The sequence below is a fragment of the Rhizobium sp. P1_E6 genome (assembly GCF_056405875.1).
Genome location: NZ_JBFUBG010000011.1, coordinates 13,769 through 30,046, shown reverse-complemented (window position 1 = coordinate 30,046; position 16,278 = coordinate 13,769). Strand labels below are relative to the sequence as shown.

The 16,278-nt window shown below is 60.3% G+C and carries 11 protein-coding genes; 7 read left to right on the top strand and 4 right to left on the bottom strand.

The window, feature by feature from the left end:
* Positions 1 to 128 precede the first annotated feature (128 nt).
* The 4 genes from AC1D35_RS08465 to AC1D35_RS08450 form a co-directional block, all read right to left on the bottom strand.
* Positions 129 to 1,028: a helix-turn-helix domain-containing protein gene (locus tag AC1D35_RS08465; RefSeq protein WP_477938513.1), complete on the bottom strand. Its 900-nt coding sequence runs from the start codon at positions 1,026 to 1,028 to the stop codon at positions 129 to 131.
* Between the two features lie 131 nt (positions 1,029 to 1,159).
* A complete protein-coding gene (locus AC1D35_RS08460; protein ID WP_162748536.1) occupies positions 1,160 to 4,960 on the bottom strand; it encodes an AAA family ATPase in 3,801 nt (1,266 codons plus the stop codon).
* A 158-nt stretch (positions 4,961 to 5,118) separates the two neighbouring features.
* Positions 5,119 to 6,156 carry an MBL fold metallo-hydrolase gene (locus tag AC1D35_RS08455; protein ID WP_113309842.1) on the bottom strand — a complete coding sequence of 346 codons (1,038 nt, stop codon included), beginning with the start codon at positions 6,154 to 6,156 and terminating at the stop codon, positions 5,119 to 5,121.
* A 191-nt stretch (positions 6,157 to 6,347) separates the two neighbouring features.
* Positions 6,348 to 7,013: a peroxiredoxin gene (locus AC1D35_RS08450; protein WP_113301385.1), complete on the bottom strand. Its 666-nt coding sequence runs from the start codon at positions 7,011 to 7,013 to the stop codon at positions 6,348 to 6,350.
* A 276-nt stretch (positions 7,014 to 7,289) separates the two neighbouring features.
* Between AC1D35_RS08450 and AC1D35_RS08445 the strand changes: the two genes are divergently transcribed.
* From AC1D35_RS08445 to AC1D35_RS08415, 7 genes are all read left to right on the top strand, one after another.
* Entirely contained in the window at positions 7,290 to 9,008 is a 1,719-nt protein-coding gene (locus AC1D35_RS08445; protein ID WP_477852153.1) for a BTAD domain-containing putative transcriptional regulator, read from the top strand.
* Between the two features lie 395 nt (positions 9,009 to 9,403).
* Positions 9,404 to 9,604, top strand: a complete 201-nt coding sequence (locus AC1D35_RS08440; protein WP_113301388.1) for a hypothetical protein — start codon at positions 9,404 to 9,406, stop codon at positions 9,602 to 9,604.
* Positions 9,605 to 9,882: 278 nt separating this feature from the next.
* On the top strand, positions 9,883 to 11,058 hold the full coding sequence (locus tag AC1D35_RS08435) for an MFS transporter (protein WP_113309839.1): 1,176 nt from the start codon (positions 9,883 to 9,885) through the stop codon (positions 11,056 to 11,058).
* A 185-nt stretch (positions 11,059 to 11,243) separates the two neighbouring features.
* Positions 11,244 to 12,290, top strand: coding sequence for a type 1 periplasmic-binding domain-containing protein (locus AC1D35_RS08430; protein WP_113309838.1), 1,047 nt, complete (start codon positions 11,244 to 11,246; stop codon positions 12,288 to 12,290).
* On the top strand, positions 12,262 to 13,566 hold the full coding sequence (locus tag AC1D35_RS08425) for a hypothetical protein (protein ID WP_113309837.1): 1,305 nt from the start codon (positions 12,262 to 12,264) through the stop codon (positions 13,564 to 13,566). Before AC1D35_RS08430 ends, AC1D35_RS08425 begins: the two co-directional genes overlap by 29 nt.
* Before the next feature lie 90 nt (positions 13,567 to 13,656).
* Positions 13,657 to 14,283 carry a cysteine hydrolase family protein gene (locus tag AC1D35_RS08420; RefSeq protein ID WP_113309836.1) on the top strand — a complete coding sequence of 209 codons (627 nt, stop codon included), beginning with the start codon at positions 13,657 to 13,659 and terminating at the stop codon, positions 14,281 to 14,283.
* A gap of 66 nt (positions 14,284 to 14,349) precedes the next feature.
* Positions 14,350 to 16,140, top strand: coding sequence for a glycoside hydrolase family 15 protein (locus AC1D35_RS08415; RefSeq protein WP_113309851.1), 1,791 nt, complete (start codon positions 14,350 to 14,352; stop codon positions 16,138 to 16,140).
* Positions 16,141 to 16,278 lie beyond the last annotated feature (138 nt).

Genomic DNA, 16,278 nt, shown 5'->3' with positions numbered 1-16,278 from the left:
TACAAAGATGGCCGCGGCCTTTCGCTCGGCCGCTTGCTGAAACTGTCGGGGATTTGCTGCGAAAGAAAGTAATTCCAGCAAAAGCGTGCAGCGGTTTTGCGTCCGGAATTGCGTAAAAGAAAAAGGCTCTACCCGCGATAGTCACGCGGGCTGACGCCCACCTGCCGGCGGAACACCTGCGCGAAATGGCTGGGGCTGGAATAGCCGAGATCGAGTGCGATCTGGATGACGCTGGCCTCCGTCTCGCGCAGCAGCCGGCGCGCCTCGGCCATCTTCAGCTGGATGAAATAATCCGAGGGCGAAGAACCGGTCGATTGCTTGAAGACGCGGGAAAAATGAAAGGCGCTAAGCCCCGCCTCGGCTGCCAGGCTCTTGAGATTGAAAGCCTGATCGAGCCCCGCCTCCATCATCCGCACGATCAGCTGCAGCTTGAAGGCCGGCAGCGCCCCGCGCCGGGCGGGCACCGCGCTATCCCGCTTGCCGTATTGCCGCACGAGATGGACGGCGAGCGCCTGCGCAATGCCCTGCACAACCATTTCACTGGGCTCGGCAGCGTCCGTCAGCTCTTTCAGGATCATCCCCATCAACCCCGAAATCGCCTCATCCCRCGCCCCCGAAATATCCGCCAGCCGAAACCGCTCCGCGCCGTCAGCACCAAAAACCTCTGATATCGCCCGCTGGTAGATCGGCAGCCCGAGATAGAGATGCATGACGCAAAGCGGCTCGCCTTCACTCGTCTCCCACCGCATCTCATAGGGCGTCTCACTCTGCGTCAGATAAAAATCCCCCGCCGAAACCTCCACCGACATCCACTCCCCGCCGATGTCACGCTCCTCGATGCGAGCTGAGCCCGAGACGATCCAGACCAGCAAGGGTTCGGCGACGGCGGGTATGAGGAGATTGGTTTCCAGCGGCTGGTGGGAGAGCAGGTGGACGGAGATGGTGCTCCACGCCGGGCCGTGGCTGCGCGCCAGAAGCCGCGCGTGGATGCGCTGGCTAAGGGCTTCGGCGGTGGATTTTTCGGGCATGGGTAGCCTCGGGAAGCGATGAAAAGCGACTGATTATGCCGCGGAGGAAAACTGTGCGAGCAATACCTGAACTTTTACCGAAGCCACCCCGGTCTTAGAGACGAGTAATATTTATTTTCGGCGCTCAACCTTTAATATGGAAGCTCAAAAAGAACGCCTTCAACCGGCCACACGCGACTGAGGCTATTTCCTTCACCGCCCGGCGCRGACACCACGACCGGACCATGACCTCCTCCGCTGTCAAGGCTTTCCAGCACGACGTTTCGCCCGTCGCCGGTAATACGCAACCGTTTAAAGTAGTAGTTGTCGAAGCTGTCACTCGCAACAACGGGGCGACCCTCAAACTGCGACAGTGCCGTCAAGGACGTAAGTTCCGACGAGACCATTAGATATTGCTTGTCCAGTGCATATGGCTCAGCGCTTTGTCCGACAACTTCGATTAGGCCGATCATCTGCTCTGTGATGCGATCGATAGCAGCAGCGCCGCCACAATCGGCAACCTCGTCATCACCCTCCCGATGTACCAAACTTGAATGCTGGTAAATCACACCAACTACCTTATGAAGGGTCAAGGTAGCTCTCTTCGCTATTACCGGAGGCGCGATGTTTCGGGGGTTCACAGCTTGTGCCGTCAAAACCGCCACATCGCTGTGATTATCAGCTATCTCAAACCGACGCGCCAAAATTCTTTCRCCACTCAACGCGACGACGAGAGATTTGGCCGACGGTTCGGCCGCCTCCTTCACGAGGACAATATCTCCAATCTTTGCCACCGGTTCCATAGTGGCTGAAGTGCACCGATAAGCCGCATGCTGCGCCAGAACGATTTTCTTGGCAGTGCCGGATTCAAACTCTGAAGATTCAAATATCCCATCTGCAGCGCGTCCATTGCTAAGTGCGGCAGCGCGGCCAACGACTTGAAGCTGAATTTTCCGTACCGAAGTCTTATACCCCTCGGGCAACTGCACCTTCGGAGGTGGGCTATACAGCGCGGTGTATGGAGCATGTAGAAGCCGATACTCTCTGGCTATTGCAGCACAGGCTTCGATTGCCGGCCGAAGCTCCTTGCTCCAATGCTTTTCCACGTCCTCGGCCTCAGCGATACCGAGTGCAAGGCCGCTGGCATGATGAGCCATCTCCATATGCTTAATTGGCGTGAGATTTTGATTCAGTACTTTAATCAAGGCCTTGAACTCACCTCGGTCCCAAGGTGCAAAGCCCTTTGCATGGAGATACTCAATCTTGCTTCGGGAATTACCCACAGTAAAACCCCGTCCGACCGCAGAGACATTTGCATCTTCGGCACGAAGCATAATTCGGAGCAATCCTTCAACATGTTCGCGAACTCTCCCAATATAGTCCCGACCAGATGTCGGAGTTGGACTATCCGTGAAGCGCTCCCACCGCCGTCCCAATGCATCACCTTCGAAGACACCAAGGTATCCAATGTCTTGGTTGGCCGAAGCAATCGTGGCCTCTCTCCCTGTCACGCCGCCAATCTTTATCAACTCTACGAAGTACGGGTCATGCGTCACCAATATGACTTGCATGTCATGAGGCGGCTGCTGCATTGCTGCGATATGCTGGCACCATCGATGCCGATGATCGGGATCGAATGTCGTTTGCGGGTCATCAAATACAAACAACGGCAAGGCATCTTTGCCCAGTTGTTCAAGAGCCTCTTCACGTAGCGAAAAAATGAATGCCCATAAGACTGCACGGAGCCAAGATGTGTTGGCGATCAGCGTAGCATCAATTCGGTAGTCGCTAACAAGGTTCCCAAACACCACCAACCCTTCTTTTTTCCGCAGGGTCGTGTCTTTGAACTTCAGATTTTCAGCCAAATGGATGCGGTCAAGGTTTTGTGAAATTCGATCTGATAATCCGTTAATTGCGTCTCGCGCCACGGATTCCGCTAAAGCCGACAGTTCCTTGAGCGGGCCTATTTCGTCAGCAACAGCCTTACGCTTGGCAATCTCATCTTCCATCCCTGAAATCGAAGTACCAGCCGCCCAAGCATCACGCATTGCCTTAGCCGCTTTTCTATACGGTTCGGCTTCTCGTAGAGCGAGCGACAGTCTATGGAGATGCTCTCCAAGAGTTTCCTCTGCACCCTCAACGCGAAGCTCTGGCTCTCTAATTAGGGTGTGCCCATTCCACCACGCCAACCATTCAGCACCATGTTCGGCGTGCCACCGTCCAAGTGACAGCAGTCGTCTCAGCACCTTAACTTTTCGATCTACGGCTGTAGTTTCCGCAGCTTGGCTAAGGTCCTTGTAATCCTCGTTCAGAGCAACAGACGGTACCCTTGTTAACGCATTGTCTGCTAGCCTTTTGAAACCGACTAGTATTGCGGTTGATCGGGCTGACGCTACATATTTCTGGGTGAAATCACGAACCAGCGAGGCGCTAGGCTCCGAAGCTAGAAAGCCATCGCTAAGTCGTTTGAGATTGGGCGGAAAGACCTTATCCAATTCCGCTGAAATTAAATTCATATTGTCGTTGAACTGACGAGTTGCGCGTTCGCCCAAAGCGCGAAACTCTTCCAGTTCTGTTTTTAGCTCCGGCAGTTGCTCCAATCCCCTTTTGCAAAGAGGGCAACTATCGATTGGACCCATTGCATGGTTGACGTGCCAACGAGCCGCCAAGGCTTTCAACTGAAATCGGTTATCGGCCTCGCTTCTCTTTAACAAACTCAAGGCATCTTCTTTTGCAGCGATTGCCCTGGCAATGGCGGTATCAATTTCCTTGATGTTTTCCTCATTAAGTGCCTGATGAACAAGTTCGAGATCGTTCCACGTCGCAAGAGATTGAAGCCCCATGCTAACTTCACTTCGAGCCGTTTCGATAGCTGTGGCGACATGCGTCTGAACAGCCAGCTTTCCTAAATCTAAGTCAGGTGAAATATCTCCACGAATAGCTTCGCTAAGCGCTCCGGCCTTAGATACAAGTTCTTTCCCAAAGCTTTCAGCTTCGCTTCCGGAGGACTTTGTATCGCCTGGTACGAACGCCGGCATCGCAATATCCATCGATGTTAGAGCTGTCTTACATTCCTGCAAGGCAGCCTCAAACCTGATCCTTTCTGATGCGAGCTCTTTTTTCCGATACGAAAGGTATTCGCGACCACCATTGCATAGGCCGGATACCAATGCTCCCAAAGCAATCAAATCATCCAAGCCGGTGAGTTTCTGGACAGCGGCGGTAAGTTGACCTGCACCTTCATCGAGCCTTAGAAGCGGTAATCGAGACGGCATAAGAAGACTTGTTTCGATCAGAACATCCGGCAATTTCAAAAGCGGATCAATCGTTACTGTGACAGCACCGTTTCGAAGGCGCCTTTCAAATCGGGCACTGTTGCCGCTCTCATTCTCGAATACCAGCTCGACCCTTACTTCCGGGGGTGTAGACAGACCAATTTCAGTTGACGGGTAGGTCGCGACTGGTGGCCAATTCCCAATACTCTTTTGATCGTCTCCGTAAACCGGCTGAGGGGCGTCTGGTTGACTCTTAGTTTGATCGCGAGGTCTTTCTCCTGACAGAGCCCACAGTATCGCCCCGACAAAGGACGATTTTCCGCTGCCATTTGGTCCCTCGATTAACAAGCTTTGTTTATCAAAGTGGTATTCAAAGGGGCTACCTTTCCAAATATTGAGGCCACCAAATCCCTCAGTCGTAATCGACTTCAGCTTCCAGCTGTTAACAACCACACCTTCGTTTAAATCCGCTTGAGTATTTGCGGGATCGTCTTCATCCGAATTCTCCGACTCTAGTCCCTTGATGAAGCTTTCAGGTAGATCAGTAGGCACTCGAACATTCGACGTTAAAAGAAACTGAAATAGACGACGCGCAGCAGGGGTTTCGAGAGTTGTCGAATGAATCTTTCTTGCAGCATCTGCCCAGACTACGGGCAGCCCACTAAGCAGTCGCTTCACGATTTCTTGTTTCGTAAGTCTAGTCAATTCAACCCCCAAGAGAATCCCCGACAACAACCTGCATTAGAAAATGCTGGATTTCAATATCGGTTATCACTCTACTCAAAGGTTCATTGACAGATGACTTTTAGACAACGTCCAATATCGAGGAAATGCCCTCACTCCCCCACCAATCCCCCAGCCTTCTTCCAAGCATCAATCCCCCCCTCAATATGGCAGGCACTCCCCACCCCCGCATCCTGCGCCGCCTGCACAGCCATCGCCGACCGCTCCCCAAACGCACAGTAAAACACCACCCTCTTGCCCGTCGCCACCGCCAGCTCATGCAGCATCCCGCCCGCTGACAGGTTCTCCTGCAGATCCGCATAGGGCGCATGCAGCGCGCCCGGTATCACCCCATGCCGCTCCCGCTCGCTCCTCTCGCGCAGGTCGACGATCACCACATCGCTGCGACCGCGCAGCCCCAGCGCATCCTTCGCACTCACCGCCCAGCCCTTGCGCGCAATCTCGTCCTGGTGGAGGCCGATGTGGCTGTTGGCGGGGACGGCGACGTCCATCATCTTGGGGTTGGGCAGATGCAGGTTGTTCATCAGGTCGGCATATTCCTCCACCGATTTCACCTGCAGGCGCGGGTTGAAGCGTTTTTCCTCGCCGATGGTGGAGACCGTGTCGCCCTTGTAGTCATGGGCGGGGAAGAGCAGCGTTTCCTCCGGCAGGCGCAAGAGCTTGTTGAAGATCGAGTCATATTGGGCGCGGGGATCGCCGTTCTGGAAATCGGTGCGGCCGGTGCCGCGGATGAGCAGCGTGTCGCCGGTGAAGATGCGGTCGCCCATCAGGTAAGAATAGGAATCGTCCGTATGGCCGGGCGTATAGAGCACGTCGAGGCTGAGGCCCTCGATGCCGACGCGGTCGCCTTCGGCAACGCGCATGGCCACGACGTCCGCCTTGGTCTGCTCGCCCATCACGGTGATGCAATGCGTCTGGTCGCGCAGCGCGCCGAGCCCGGTAATGTGGTCGGCATGCAGGTGCGTATCCACCGCCTTGACCAGCTTCAGGTCCAGCTCGCGCACGAGCTGCATGTAGCGGTCCACCTTCTCCAGCACGGGATCGATGATCAGCGCCTCGCCGCCCCGCCTGGAGGCGATGAGATAGGTGTAGGTGCCGGAAACACTGTCGAAAAGCTGTCGGAAAATCATCTGTCCACTCCGTTGCTGGCTTGGTTGTCCTGAACCGTGCTGCGAACTGCATCGGACTTATCGGCCGATCATAATATTGCGCCGGGGAAAGCGGAAGAAGCGGGCGGGGACGGATGGCAGATCCGCCCTCGCCTAATCTTGGTAGCTGACGTAAGGCGATGTAAGCCTTGCCGTTACGTCATGGCCCGTAATCAGGTCAGGATCGGCTGCGGCACGATGCGGATATAGGGCTTCGGCTCCTTCCAGCCCTGCGGATAGAGCTGCTTTGCCTCGTCGTTGGAAACCGAGCCGGCGATGATCACCTCGTCGCCCGGCTTCCAGTTGACCGGCGTTGCCAGGCGATGCTTGGCTGTCAGTTGCAGGCTGTCGATCACGCGCAGGATCTCGTCGAAATTGCGCCCCGTCGTCATCGGATAGGAGATGACGAGCTTGATCTTCTTGTCAGGGCCGATGACGTAGACATTGCGAACCGTCTGGTTGTCGGCGGCGGTGCGGCCTTCGGACGTGTCGCCGGAAGCGGCCGGCAGCATGTCGTAAAGCTTGGAGACTTCGAGAGAGGGATCGCCGATCATCGGGAAGTTCACCGCGGTGCCCTGGGTCTCGGCGATATCCATCGCCCAGCCGGAATGCCTGTCGACCGGATCGACCGAGAGACCGATGATCTTGACGCCGCGCTTGTCGAATTCCGGCTTCAGCCGCGCCATGTAGCCGAGCTCCGTGGTGCAGACCGGCGTAAAATCCTTCGGGTGGGAAAACAGGATGCCCCAGTCCTTGCCCAGCCATTCGTGGAAGGCGATCATGCCTTCGGTGGTCTCGGCGGTAAAGTCGGGGGCGATGTCGTTGATACGCAGTGACATGGTCTTGATCCTCTCTTGAGTTGCCGGCCTCCTCGGCCGGGTCGCGAAATCTGGGTTGATCCTGATCACACGCCGCGAAGTCATTGATGTCTGGCGTGTTGGATGTACGATGCAGACATTACGAACGACCCGTTCCCTCAGCGTTCCCCGGCGCAGCTTTCCGTGCGGCGGGCGGGAACGCGGCCGGGGCGCATATTCAGACATGGCTTTTTTTCTTCACTCTCCGGTTTTTGACCGGCCCGACTTCGATCAGATTGCATTCGACAGGGGCGTATCTTGAAAATCTCCATTCAGCTGCTCGGGCGCTTTGCCGTCCGCATCGATGATGCCGAAATTCCCGCGGCGGCCTGGAAGCGCGATCGCGCCGCAGCCGTCATCAAGCTGCTCGCCATCTCGCCGGATCATCGCGTCCACCGCGAACAGGCCATGGATGCCTTCTGGCCGGATCTGGATGCCGAAGCGGCCGGCGCCAATCTGCGCAAGGCGATCCATTTCGCCCGCAAGGCGCTGAATGCGCCCGATGCCATTGCGATTTCGAAGGAGATCGTCACCTTTTCGCCCGAGGCAGAGGTGGAAACCGATGCGGCGCGCTTCGAGGCATCGGCGAAAGCCGCACTCCGCAGCAAGGACCCGGCCGAATGCGAAGCCGCCGCCGATCTCTATGCCGGCGCGCTGCTGCCCGACGATCGCTTCCTGGAATGGCTTGATAGCCCCCGCCAGCGCCTGCAGCAGCTCTATACGGACACGTTGCGCGCCGGAAAGCTGTGGCGCCGGCTGATCGCGCTCGACCCGACCGACGAGGAGGCGCAATGCGCCCTGATGCAGGCAGCGCTCGATGCCGGCAACCGCACGGAGGCGATCCGCCAATTCGACCAGTTGCGCGAAAGGCTGCATGCCGAGCTCGGCGTCGGCCCGAGCCGCCCGGCGATAGAGCTCTACGAGCAGGCGCTTGGGCTTTCGGGCGTGGAGCCGCCCGCCCCTGTCGAGCGCATCCGCGCCTCGCTCGCCTGGGCGCTGGTGCATCTGCAGAGCGGCGAGTTCGGCAAGGCGGCGGATCTGGCGCGGCAGACGCGCGCCGAGGCGCTGGATGCAGGGCTTGGCCGCGAAGTCGGCGAAGCAGGCGCCATCCTCGGCCTCACCGCCCATATGCAGGGCCAGTGGCGAGAGCTTTTCCGCAGCGAATTCACCGAATGGGTGCGCAAGCGCAGCGCCTTCGTGCCCGCCGTCTTCGATGGCCATCTCTGCCTTGCGGAATTCTGCCTCTGCGACGCGAAGGGTCACGGCCTGATTGCCGAAAGCGCCAATGAGCTGCTCGGCGTCGCCGATGAGGCGAAATCATCGGCCGGCCGCGGCCTTGCCTGCCTGATCCTCGGCGAAATCGCCCGCTGCGCCGGCAATCTCGATGAGGCCGAACGGCTGCTGACCGAGGCCGAGCGTCTGCATGTGGAAGCCAATGCCGTTTCCGGCCGGGTGCTGGTCTTGGAGCGGCTGGCGGAAATCGCGCTGGCCCGCGGCCAGAAATGGCGCGCCGGCCGGCTGATCCAGAAGGCATTCGCCGATGCGCAGGGCTCCTGGCTTTCCAACCACCTGCTCCTGCGCCTGCAGGCGCTCGCCGTGCGCTCCGCCACCAGCAGGGAGAAGCTCGCTGACGCCATCCTCACGGGCGACCGGCTGCTGACCCCCGGCGCCTGCCAGCCCTGCTCCATGGGCCTGCGCACCGCCTCGGCGATCGCGCTCGCCCAATCAGGCAATCTGGAACAGGTGGACAAGCGCCTGAACGAGGCCGAACGCATCGCCGGCATGTGGCAGGGCGGCCCCTGGGCGGCAGCTTTGTGGGAAGCGCGCGGCGTGCAGCGCAAGGCGCAGGCCAACAAGATTCGCTCTGTCGCCGCCTTCGCGGAGGCCGCCGCCCGCTACGAAGAGCTCGGCCGGCCGCTCGATCAGGCGCGGTGCCTGAGCCAGATGAACGAGGCGCAGATGGGCGTGGCTGTGTGAGCTGCCCGATTCCGGTCAAATCCCCGTTTTTACTGTGCAAAAATAATGCAAATGCCCGGCGGAAAGCACCGCCGGGCATTTATTAAGCAATAGCTGAAATAATTTCGCCGCGATTTAAAAAGTGAAATTGCGGTTCCATTATTCCGGCCTACAATGCTCCACGCTGGATGCTGCAAAACCAGTGGAGAAGGGTTGCCCACATCTTCCAAATCGGGTGGCCCTTCTCCTTCCATACAGCAAGCGGCGGCCAGTTTCTATTACATGCGTAACATTTTGAACGGGCATTCAAGAAATCCCCGGGCGAACGGGGCTGCACGATGACGTGATCTTCCAAAAGTTGAAGAACACAATCTGCGCCCTAGAACGTCTTCGAGGGGACGTTTGAGGGAATGTCGATGATCAGAGATAAAATGTCGGCGAGTCACTCGCCGATGCAGGAAGACGACGTCGCTCTTTGCCAGCGCGTCTACGAGCATATTTGCATGGCAAGACATATCGCCACCGACGGCGAACGCGAGGAACTGGCCATCCAGATCCTGCATTTCTATCAGCATGGGGTGAAGGACCAGGGCAGTCTGGAGCGGTTATTGTTGTAGGTGGGGCAACATTTTTTCCGCAAAATTCATAGATGGCGAGCGCCTCTGTCTGTTTGAGGCCTGATCTGGGCAGCGAAGCTCCCTGCTCTCCCGCGCCGGCCGGCATGACCGAATGAACCATTCACCTGCATTTGCGCACTGCTGACAGGAACTGTCAGCAGCCATGCCGCATGATGTCGAAACTACGTGCCTATCCGCCAGTCACCATCAGCCGGAACCCGGATAACCGAGGGATAGCTGGGCTTCAGTCCAGACACGATCGGAGCAGAGCGCCCGACATGAAGCCGCACCAGCGTATCTTCTTCATCCAGTTTGCCGTGGCCTTTTCGCTCGGGGCCTTCGTGTCGCGGCTGCCCGATCTTCAGCGCGCCTTCGGGCTGACCGAAGGCGAACTCGGCCTTCTGCTCGCGGTCATGTCGGCAGGCGTGCTCTTCGGCCTGACCTTTTCCGTGCGGTTCATCGAAAGGCTTGGCGCACGCACCACCGCCTTCGTTACCGTCTTCGGCGCCTCGCTGTTCTTTGCGCTGATCCCCTGGATGCCATCGGCCCTGCCGGCGGTGCCCCTGTTTTTCATTGCCGGTCTCTTCACCGGCGCATTCGAGATCAATGCCAATATCGAGACCGACCGCCACGAGGCGCTGCTCGGCCGCCGCATCATGAGCCGGGCGCACGGCATGTGGAGCGCCGGCTTCTGCATCACCGCGCTTGTCGGCGCCGGCATGCGGCAGGCTGCCGTTCCGGTCGAGCTGCATATGGCCGCCGCTGTCGCCTTCGTGATCATCGCCGGCACGATCATTTTCGCCGGCATCGAAAACGCGCCGCTGCGGCAGGATGCCCACCCCGGAGATGCGCCGCTCATCGCCGTTCCCACGCTCGGGCTGCTGCCGCTCTGCCTCATCGGCGCGGCACCCCTTCTCGCCGAGGGCGCCAGCGTCGACTGGTCGGCGATCTACATGCGCGACGTCTTTGCGGTCGCGCCCTTCGTCGGCGGGCTCAGCGTGACGATATTCTCCCTGCTCATCGCCATCGGCCGGCTCGGCATGGATCCCGTCATCGACCGCTTCAATCCGCGCCCGGTCGCAATTGCCCTCCTGCTTATCGCGACAACCGGCCTCGTCATGGTCGCGACGGCGCCGCATCCGGTCGTCGCACTCGTGGGCTTCGGCCTGACGGGCATCGGCTGCTCCTCGGTCTATCCGCTCGCCATTTCCGCCGCAGCCCGGCGCACGGATCGCCCGGCCTCCATCAATGTCGCGGCACTCGGACAGACGACCTTCATCGTCTTCTTCGCCGGCCCGCCGCTGCTCGGTTTCATCGGTGAATATTTCGGCATCCGCTTTTCCTACTGGGCTGTCGTGCCCGTCGTCATCGCCGCGCTGCTGGTCACCAGGGCGTTTGCCGCGACGCCTGTCGCGGTCGCCGGAGGTGCCGAGCCTATTCGGCCGCATGGCTGACGCGGCAGGCCTCGGCGTAAAATCTGGCGACCAGCAGCTTGAGTTCAGCGGCGGTTGCAGGCTAAGCTGATGCTACTGCACCGAGCCCTTTTCAAGCGCCGCAAACTGCCCGCTGCGCCGGATCGAATGGCCTGCCTCGCCCAACCTGCGGTTCGACAACGTAATCCATACCGGGAGGAAAACTATTGGGTTATCTGACCGACGAGGAACTTGCCCGGCTCAGGGTGGAAAAGATGATCATCCATCTGGTCGGCAGGCCGGGCGAGCCCTTTCAGCCGCGCGGCGAGATCAATGTCCAGCAGGAGGAATTCTTCCGGGCCCGCATTCAAAGCGAGGCCGGAGACGGCGTCCACTCCTTCGTTGCCGGTTCCGAAGTCCGCCGGCTGGTGGAGGCCATCGCCAGCGGCAGGCTGGGTTTCACCGAGGGTGGGCAGGCGCTGTCCCGCCGCTTCTTCGAGCTTCATGTCCGCCAGAGTGTTGCCGGCGCCTTCTTCGTGCTGCAGCTGCGCCCCGATGTGGCGAATACGCTGCTTTTCGTGCTGATCAAGTACGATTACCGCGAAGCCGTCGAGCTCTCCGATGCGAATGGGCGGAGCATTCTGCGGGCGATCGTCCAGGCCTTCGTCAAGGAGCGTCAGGCGGTCCAGAAATTCTGCCTGATCCGCGTCCGGGATGGCGTGGCCGATGAGATGGTCTGCGCCTCCGACCGCATGAAGGAATCGCCTGATCTGACCGACTATTTCGAGCGCTATCTCGGCGTGAAGCGCGCCAAGACCAATGCCGAATTGTCGAGCCGGCTGAACGAGGCGCTGCGCGGCACGCTGCAGGAGGTCAGGGATATCCTGCCCGACGCCGATGTCGGCGCCGCCATGTCGAAGGCCAAGCTCGCCCTGCAGGGCCGCGCCACGGTTTCCAATGCCGATGTCGTCGATGCCGTCATGCATGCTGCCGATCGCCCCGCCGATGAAAACCTGCTTGCCCGCATCGATACGGCCATGCGCCGGGGCCTAAAGCGTCAGCAGTTGCAGGATGTGGAATTCCGCCCGGACCGCGCCACGCTGGATATGCAGCCCCGGCAGTTCGTCCGCACCGCCGAGGAAGTGCGGCTGGAATTTCCGGGCGCGGAACTGGGTCGCAGCGTCACCCGCGAGACCGATGACGATGAGATAATCTTTACCGTTCGCACGCGAAGATTGGTGGAAGATGGCACCCTCCCAGTCAAAACTCGCTGAAGCGCTGAACACTCTCATCGACGAGAAGAAGGCGACCGTCACCGAGACGGCGGCCGGCATTTCCGTCTACCAGCTCGAAGGCCCCGATGCCGACCGGCTCTACACACTGTTCGAAGAGGCCGCGTGGACCAGGATTAGCTGCCGCGACAAGGGCGGCGAGATCCCGCGCCATCTGATAGCCGGCAACGGCAAGGGCCTGACGATCACCGCCGAGAGACCGGCGACGCCTGATGGCATCGAAGTGATCCTGACCCGAAGCGGGTTCGAGGCGCTGCTGGACAAACCTCCGGAATCGACGATCGTCTGGGTCGAGGGCCTGACTGCTGCCATCGACACAAGGGCCGTTCGCTATTGCCCCTGGTGGCACGAGGGCGAGTTCAAGCCCGAGGGCGGCGCCGAAAGCGTCGCAAGGGTCACGCGCCTGCTCGGCAGGAAAGGACCGGGCGACCATCTCGGCCGCTGGCTACTGAAAGCGCCCGCCACGCCGGTTGACGAGAAGGCGCTCGAGCCGTGGCGCGAGCGGGCGGCCTCGCGGCTGCTGCGCGCCATGGCGCAGGAAATCGAGCCCGACAACAAGCTGCTGTTCAAGGGGCCGCCGCCGGCGAGATTCATCGTCGAGGACGAGGAGGATCTGGCCGCCGACCTGTTTGCCACGCTCCAGTCGGTCGCCACATGGCTGCTGGAGAACGATCGCGAGCTGGAAAACCGCCACGGCCTGCTGGCCGCCGAAATTGCGCGAACCGCCACGCGCGGCGGCAGCGCCATGGATCTGGCAGGTACGTTGCGCCTCGCTCTCGAAGGGGCGCGCATCGCATACAGTTTCGGCGTCACCCAGCAGAACAAGGACACGCTCAGGGCGCTCGGCGACCTGCGCAAGGCGGTTTCGGAAGACACCGCAAAACTCTCCGAAATCATGCGCACGCTGGGCACGGCCGTCGCCGGCGCCGTCTTCGCCAATATCGGCCTGATCATCGCCCGAATGAATGTGCCGGCCGGCGGCAAGTTCGTAGGCCCGGCGGCAATCCTTGTCGGCATCGTGCTCGCCATCTATGTCCTGTCGGTCATCGGCAGCGGCGTGCATTATATCCGGGTACAGGGCTACCTGCGCAACGAATGGCGCAACAGCCTCTACAGGTTCCTCTCCGACGACGATTACAAACGCCTCGTCGAAACGCCCGTCGGCCGCGCGGAGACCGCTTTCTGGTGCGTGGCCGCAACGGGGATACTGATGCTGGTGATTTCGCTGGTGGCTCTGTTCAGGATCGTGAGTGCCTGACCGGTCGGTGTCGAGCCCCCAGCCTGCGCTATGCAAATCCCCCTCCATGCTCTACAAAACGCCATCACCATTGCCAGGAATATCCAGCCAATGACGATACCCAAAACGCTCGCCGACTGGCTCACACCCGATCGAACTGCCCTGCTGGTCTACGATATGCAGATCGGTATCGCCCGGCAGGTCGAGGGCTCCGAGGAAACGGCGCTGCGCATTGCCGATATCGTCACCGCTGCCCGCCGAGCCGGCATGCGCATTGCGTTCTGCCGCCATCTTTCGCTGCCGAAGCCGTGGATGGGGCTGTTTGCGACGCGCATGGCCATGACATGGCAGCGCACGGATGATCCCGGGCAGGTCAAACCCTGGTTCATGCGCGACAGCGAAGCGGTGCAGATCATCCCGGAATTGCAGCCGCAAGAGCAGGATTTCGTTTTCGACAAACTCGGCATGTCGGCTTTCGAGGGAACGCCGCTCGCGCTCGCCATGCGCGACGCCGGCCTTTCGGCGCTGGCGATCTGCGGCATCGCCATGGAAATCGGCATCGAGCCGACCTGCCGGCAGGCCGCCGACCTCGGCATCGTTCCGATCCTGATCGAGGATGCCTGCGGCTCCGGCCATGCGGAAGCGGCAAAACGTTCAGTCGAATCCCTTCGCTTCATGGGCGATACGATCATCACCAATACGGAAGAATTCCTGCAGGCTGTTGCCCCCTCACGGTGATGTCCACGGTTGACCTGCGCATATGCCCTCTAACTAAAGCCGGGCTTGTTTGCGAAGGAGGCTATGTTGGCGGCACTTATTGAAGACTACGCCCTGATCGGAGATTGCGAGACCGCGGCACTCGTCTCCAGGAACGGCTCCATCGACTGGCTCTGTTTTCCGCGCTTCGACTCCCCCGCCTGTTTTGCCGCCCTGCTGGGCACGCAAGAGAATGGCTTCTGGTCGCTGTCACCAACAGGTGACGATGTCAGCGTCACGCGCCGCTACCGGGACGACACGCTCATTCTCGAAACCGAGTTTCAGACCGGGACCGGCACCGCCATCATGACGGACTTCATGCCGCTGCGCGATGGCACCAGCGACCTGATGCGCATCGTCGAGGGCAAGAGCGGCACCGTCGCCTTCGACATGGAGCTCAACCTCCGCTTCGATTACGGGCGAACCGTTCCCTGGGTCACGCATGGCGAAGACGGCGGCATTACAGCCATTGCCGGGCCGGACCGGCTGACGCTGAACTGCGCCGTGCCGCTCGAAGGCCGCGGGATGAGCACGGTCGGCTCCTTCAAAGTTGCGGCCGGCGAGAGCCAGATCTTCACCCTCACCTGGTCTCCCTCGCATCTGCCGCCGCCGGCCCAGCGGCAGGTGGAATATGCGCTGCCCGACACCGAGGAATTTTGGCAATCCTTCGCGGCGAAGTGCCCAAAGGTGGGCAAGTGGACGGAGCAGGTAAAGCGCTCCCTCATCACGCTGAAGGCCCTGACCTACATGCCGACAGGCGGCATCGTCGCCGCCGCGACCACTTCCCTGCCCGAGAAGATCGGCGGGCCGCGCAACTGGGACTATCGCTATTGCTGGCTGCGCGACGCGACGCTGACCCTGCTCGCCCTGATGAAACTCGGCTATTACGAGGAAGCACACGCCTGGCGCAACTGGCTGCTGCGTGCGGTGGCGGGCGCCCCGGCGCAGATGCAGATCATGTATGGCGTCGCCGGCGAGCGCAATCTGCTGGAATGGCAGGTTCCCTGGCTGAAGGGCTATGAAGGCTCGACGCCCGTGCGCATCGGCAACGCCGCCGCCGAACAGGTGCAGCTCGATGTATACGGCGAGGTGGCGGACGCCATGCTGCAGGCCCGCAAGAGTGGACTGCCGTCGCATCCGCGCGGGCGCGAACTGGCGACCGCCATTCTGCCCTTTCTCGAAAAAGTCTGGGTGGAGCCCGATGAAGGCATATGGGAGGTGCGCGGCCAGCGCCAGCATTTCACCTATTCGAAGGTCATGGCCTGGGTCGCCTTCGACCGCGCCGTCAAGATTGCCGAGGAGGACGGCGAGCCCGAAGCCGCCGCACGCTGGCGAGCCATCGCCGATCGCATCCATGCCGAGGTCTGCGAAAAGGCCTTCGATTTCGAACTTGGCTGCTTTGTTCAGGCTTACGGGTCCAGGGCGATGGATGCCAGCCTGCTGCATCTCGGCATGGTGGGCTTCATCCCGCCTGATGACCCGCGCTATGTCGCGACCGTCGAAGCGGTCGAACGCAAGCTGATGCGGGATGGCCTCCTGCTGCGCTACGAAACGCAGGAGGTCGATGACGGCCTGCCGCCAGGCGAAGGCGCTTTCCTCGCCTGCAGCTTCTGGCTCGTCGATGCCCTTTACATGATCGGACGGCGGGACGATGCGCAGCACCTGTTCGAGCGGCTGCTGGCGATCTGCAACGATGTCGGGCTGCTGGCGGAGGAATACGATCCCGTTGCCGGGCGCATGTTGGGAAATTTCCCGCAGGCGTTCAGCCATATCGGGTTGATCAACAGTGCGTTGAACCTCTCACCGGTAGAAGGGCCGGCGGATCAGCGTTCGGCTTGATGATATGCAGGATGCAGGCGACTCCTACCGGAGCGCAGTGTTTCACGGCTTACCATCTGCTGGATCGAAGCGGCCCATGATCCGATGACACAGATGCCGCCACCTCGGCGGCACCTGCCTTTGCTCATCTCCATGCGG

Excerpts from the sequence above, each read along its gene's own strand:
- AC1D35_RS08455 (WP_113309842.1), bottom strand. The coding sequence starts at position 6,156 with ATGATTTTCCGACAGCTTTTCGACAGTGTTTCCGGCACCTACACCTAT.
- AC1D35_RS08450 (WP_113301385.1), bottom strand. The coding sequence starts at position 7,013 with ATGTCACTGCGTATCAACGACATCGCCCCCGACTTTACCGCCGAGACC.
- AC1D35_RS08440 (WP_113301388.1), top strand. The coding sequence starts at position 9,404 with ATGATCAGAGATAAAATGTCGGCGAGTCACTCGCCGATGCAGGAAGAC.
- AC1D35_RS08435 (WP_113309839.1), top strand. The coding sequence starts at position 9,883 with ATGAAGCCGCACCAGCGTATCTTCTTCATCCAGTTTGCCGTGGCCTTT.
- AC1D35_RS08425 (WP_113309837.1), top strand. The coding sequence starts at position 12,262 with ATGGCACCCTCCCAGTCAAAACTCGCTGAAGCGCTGAACACTCTCATC.
- AC1D35_RS08420 (WP_113309836.1), top strand. The coding sequence starts at position 13,657 with ATGACGATACCCAAAACGCTCGCCGACTGGCTCACACCCGATCGAACT.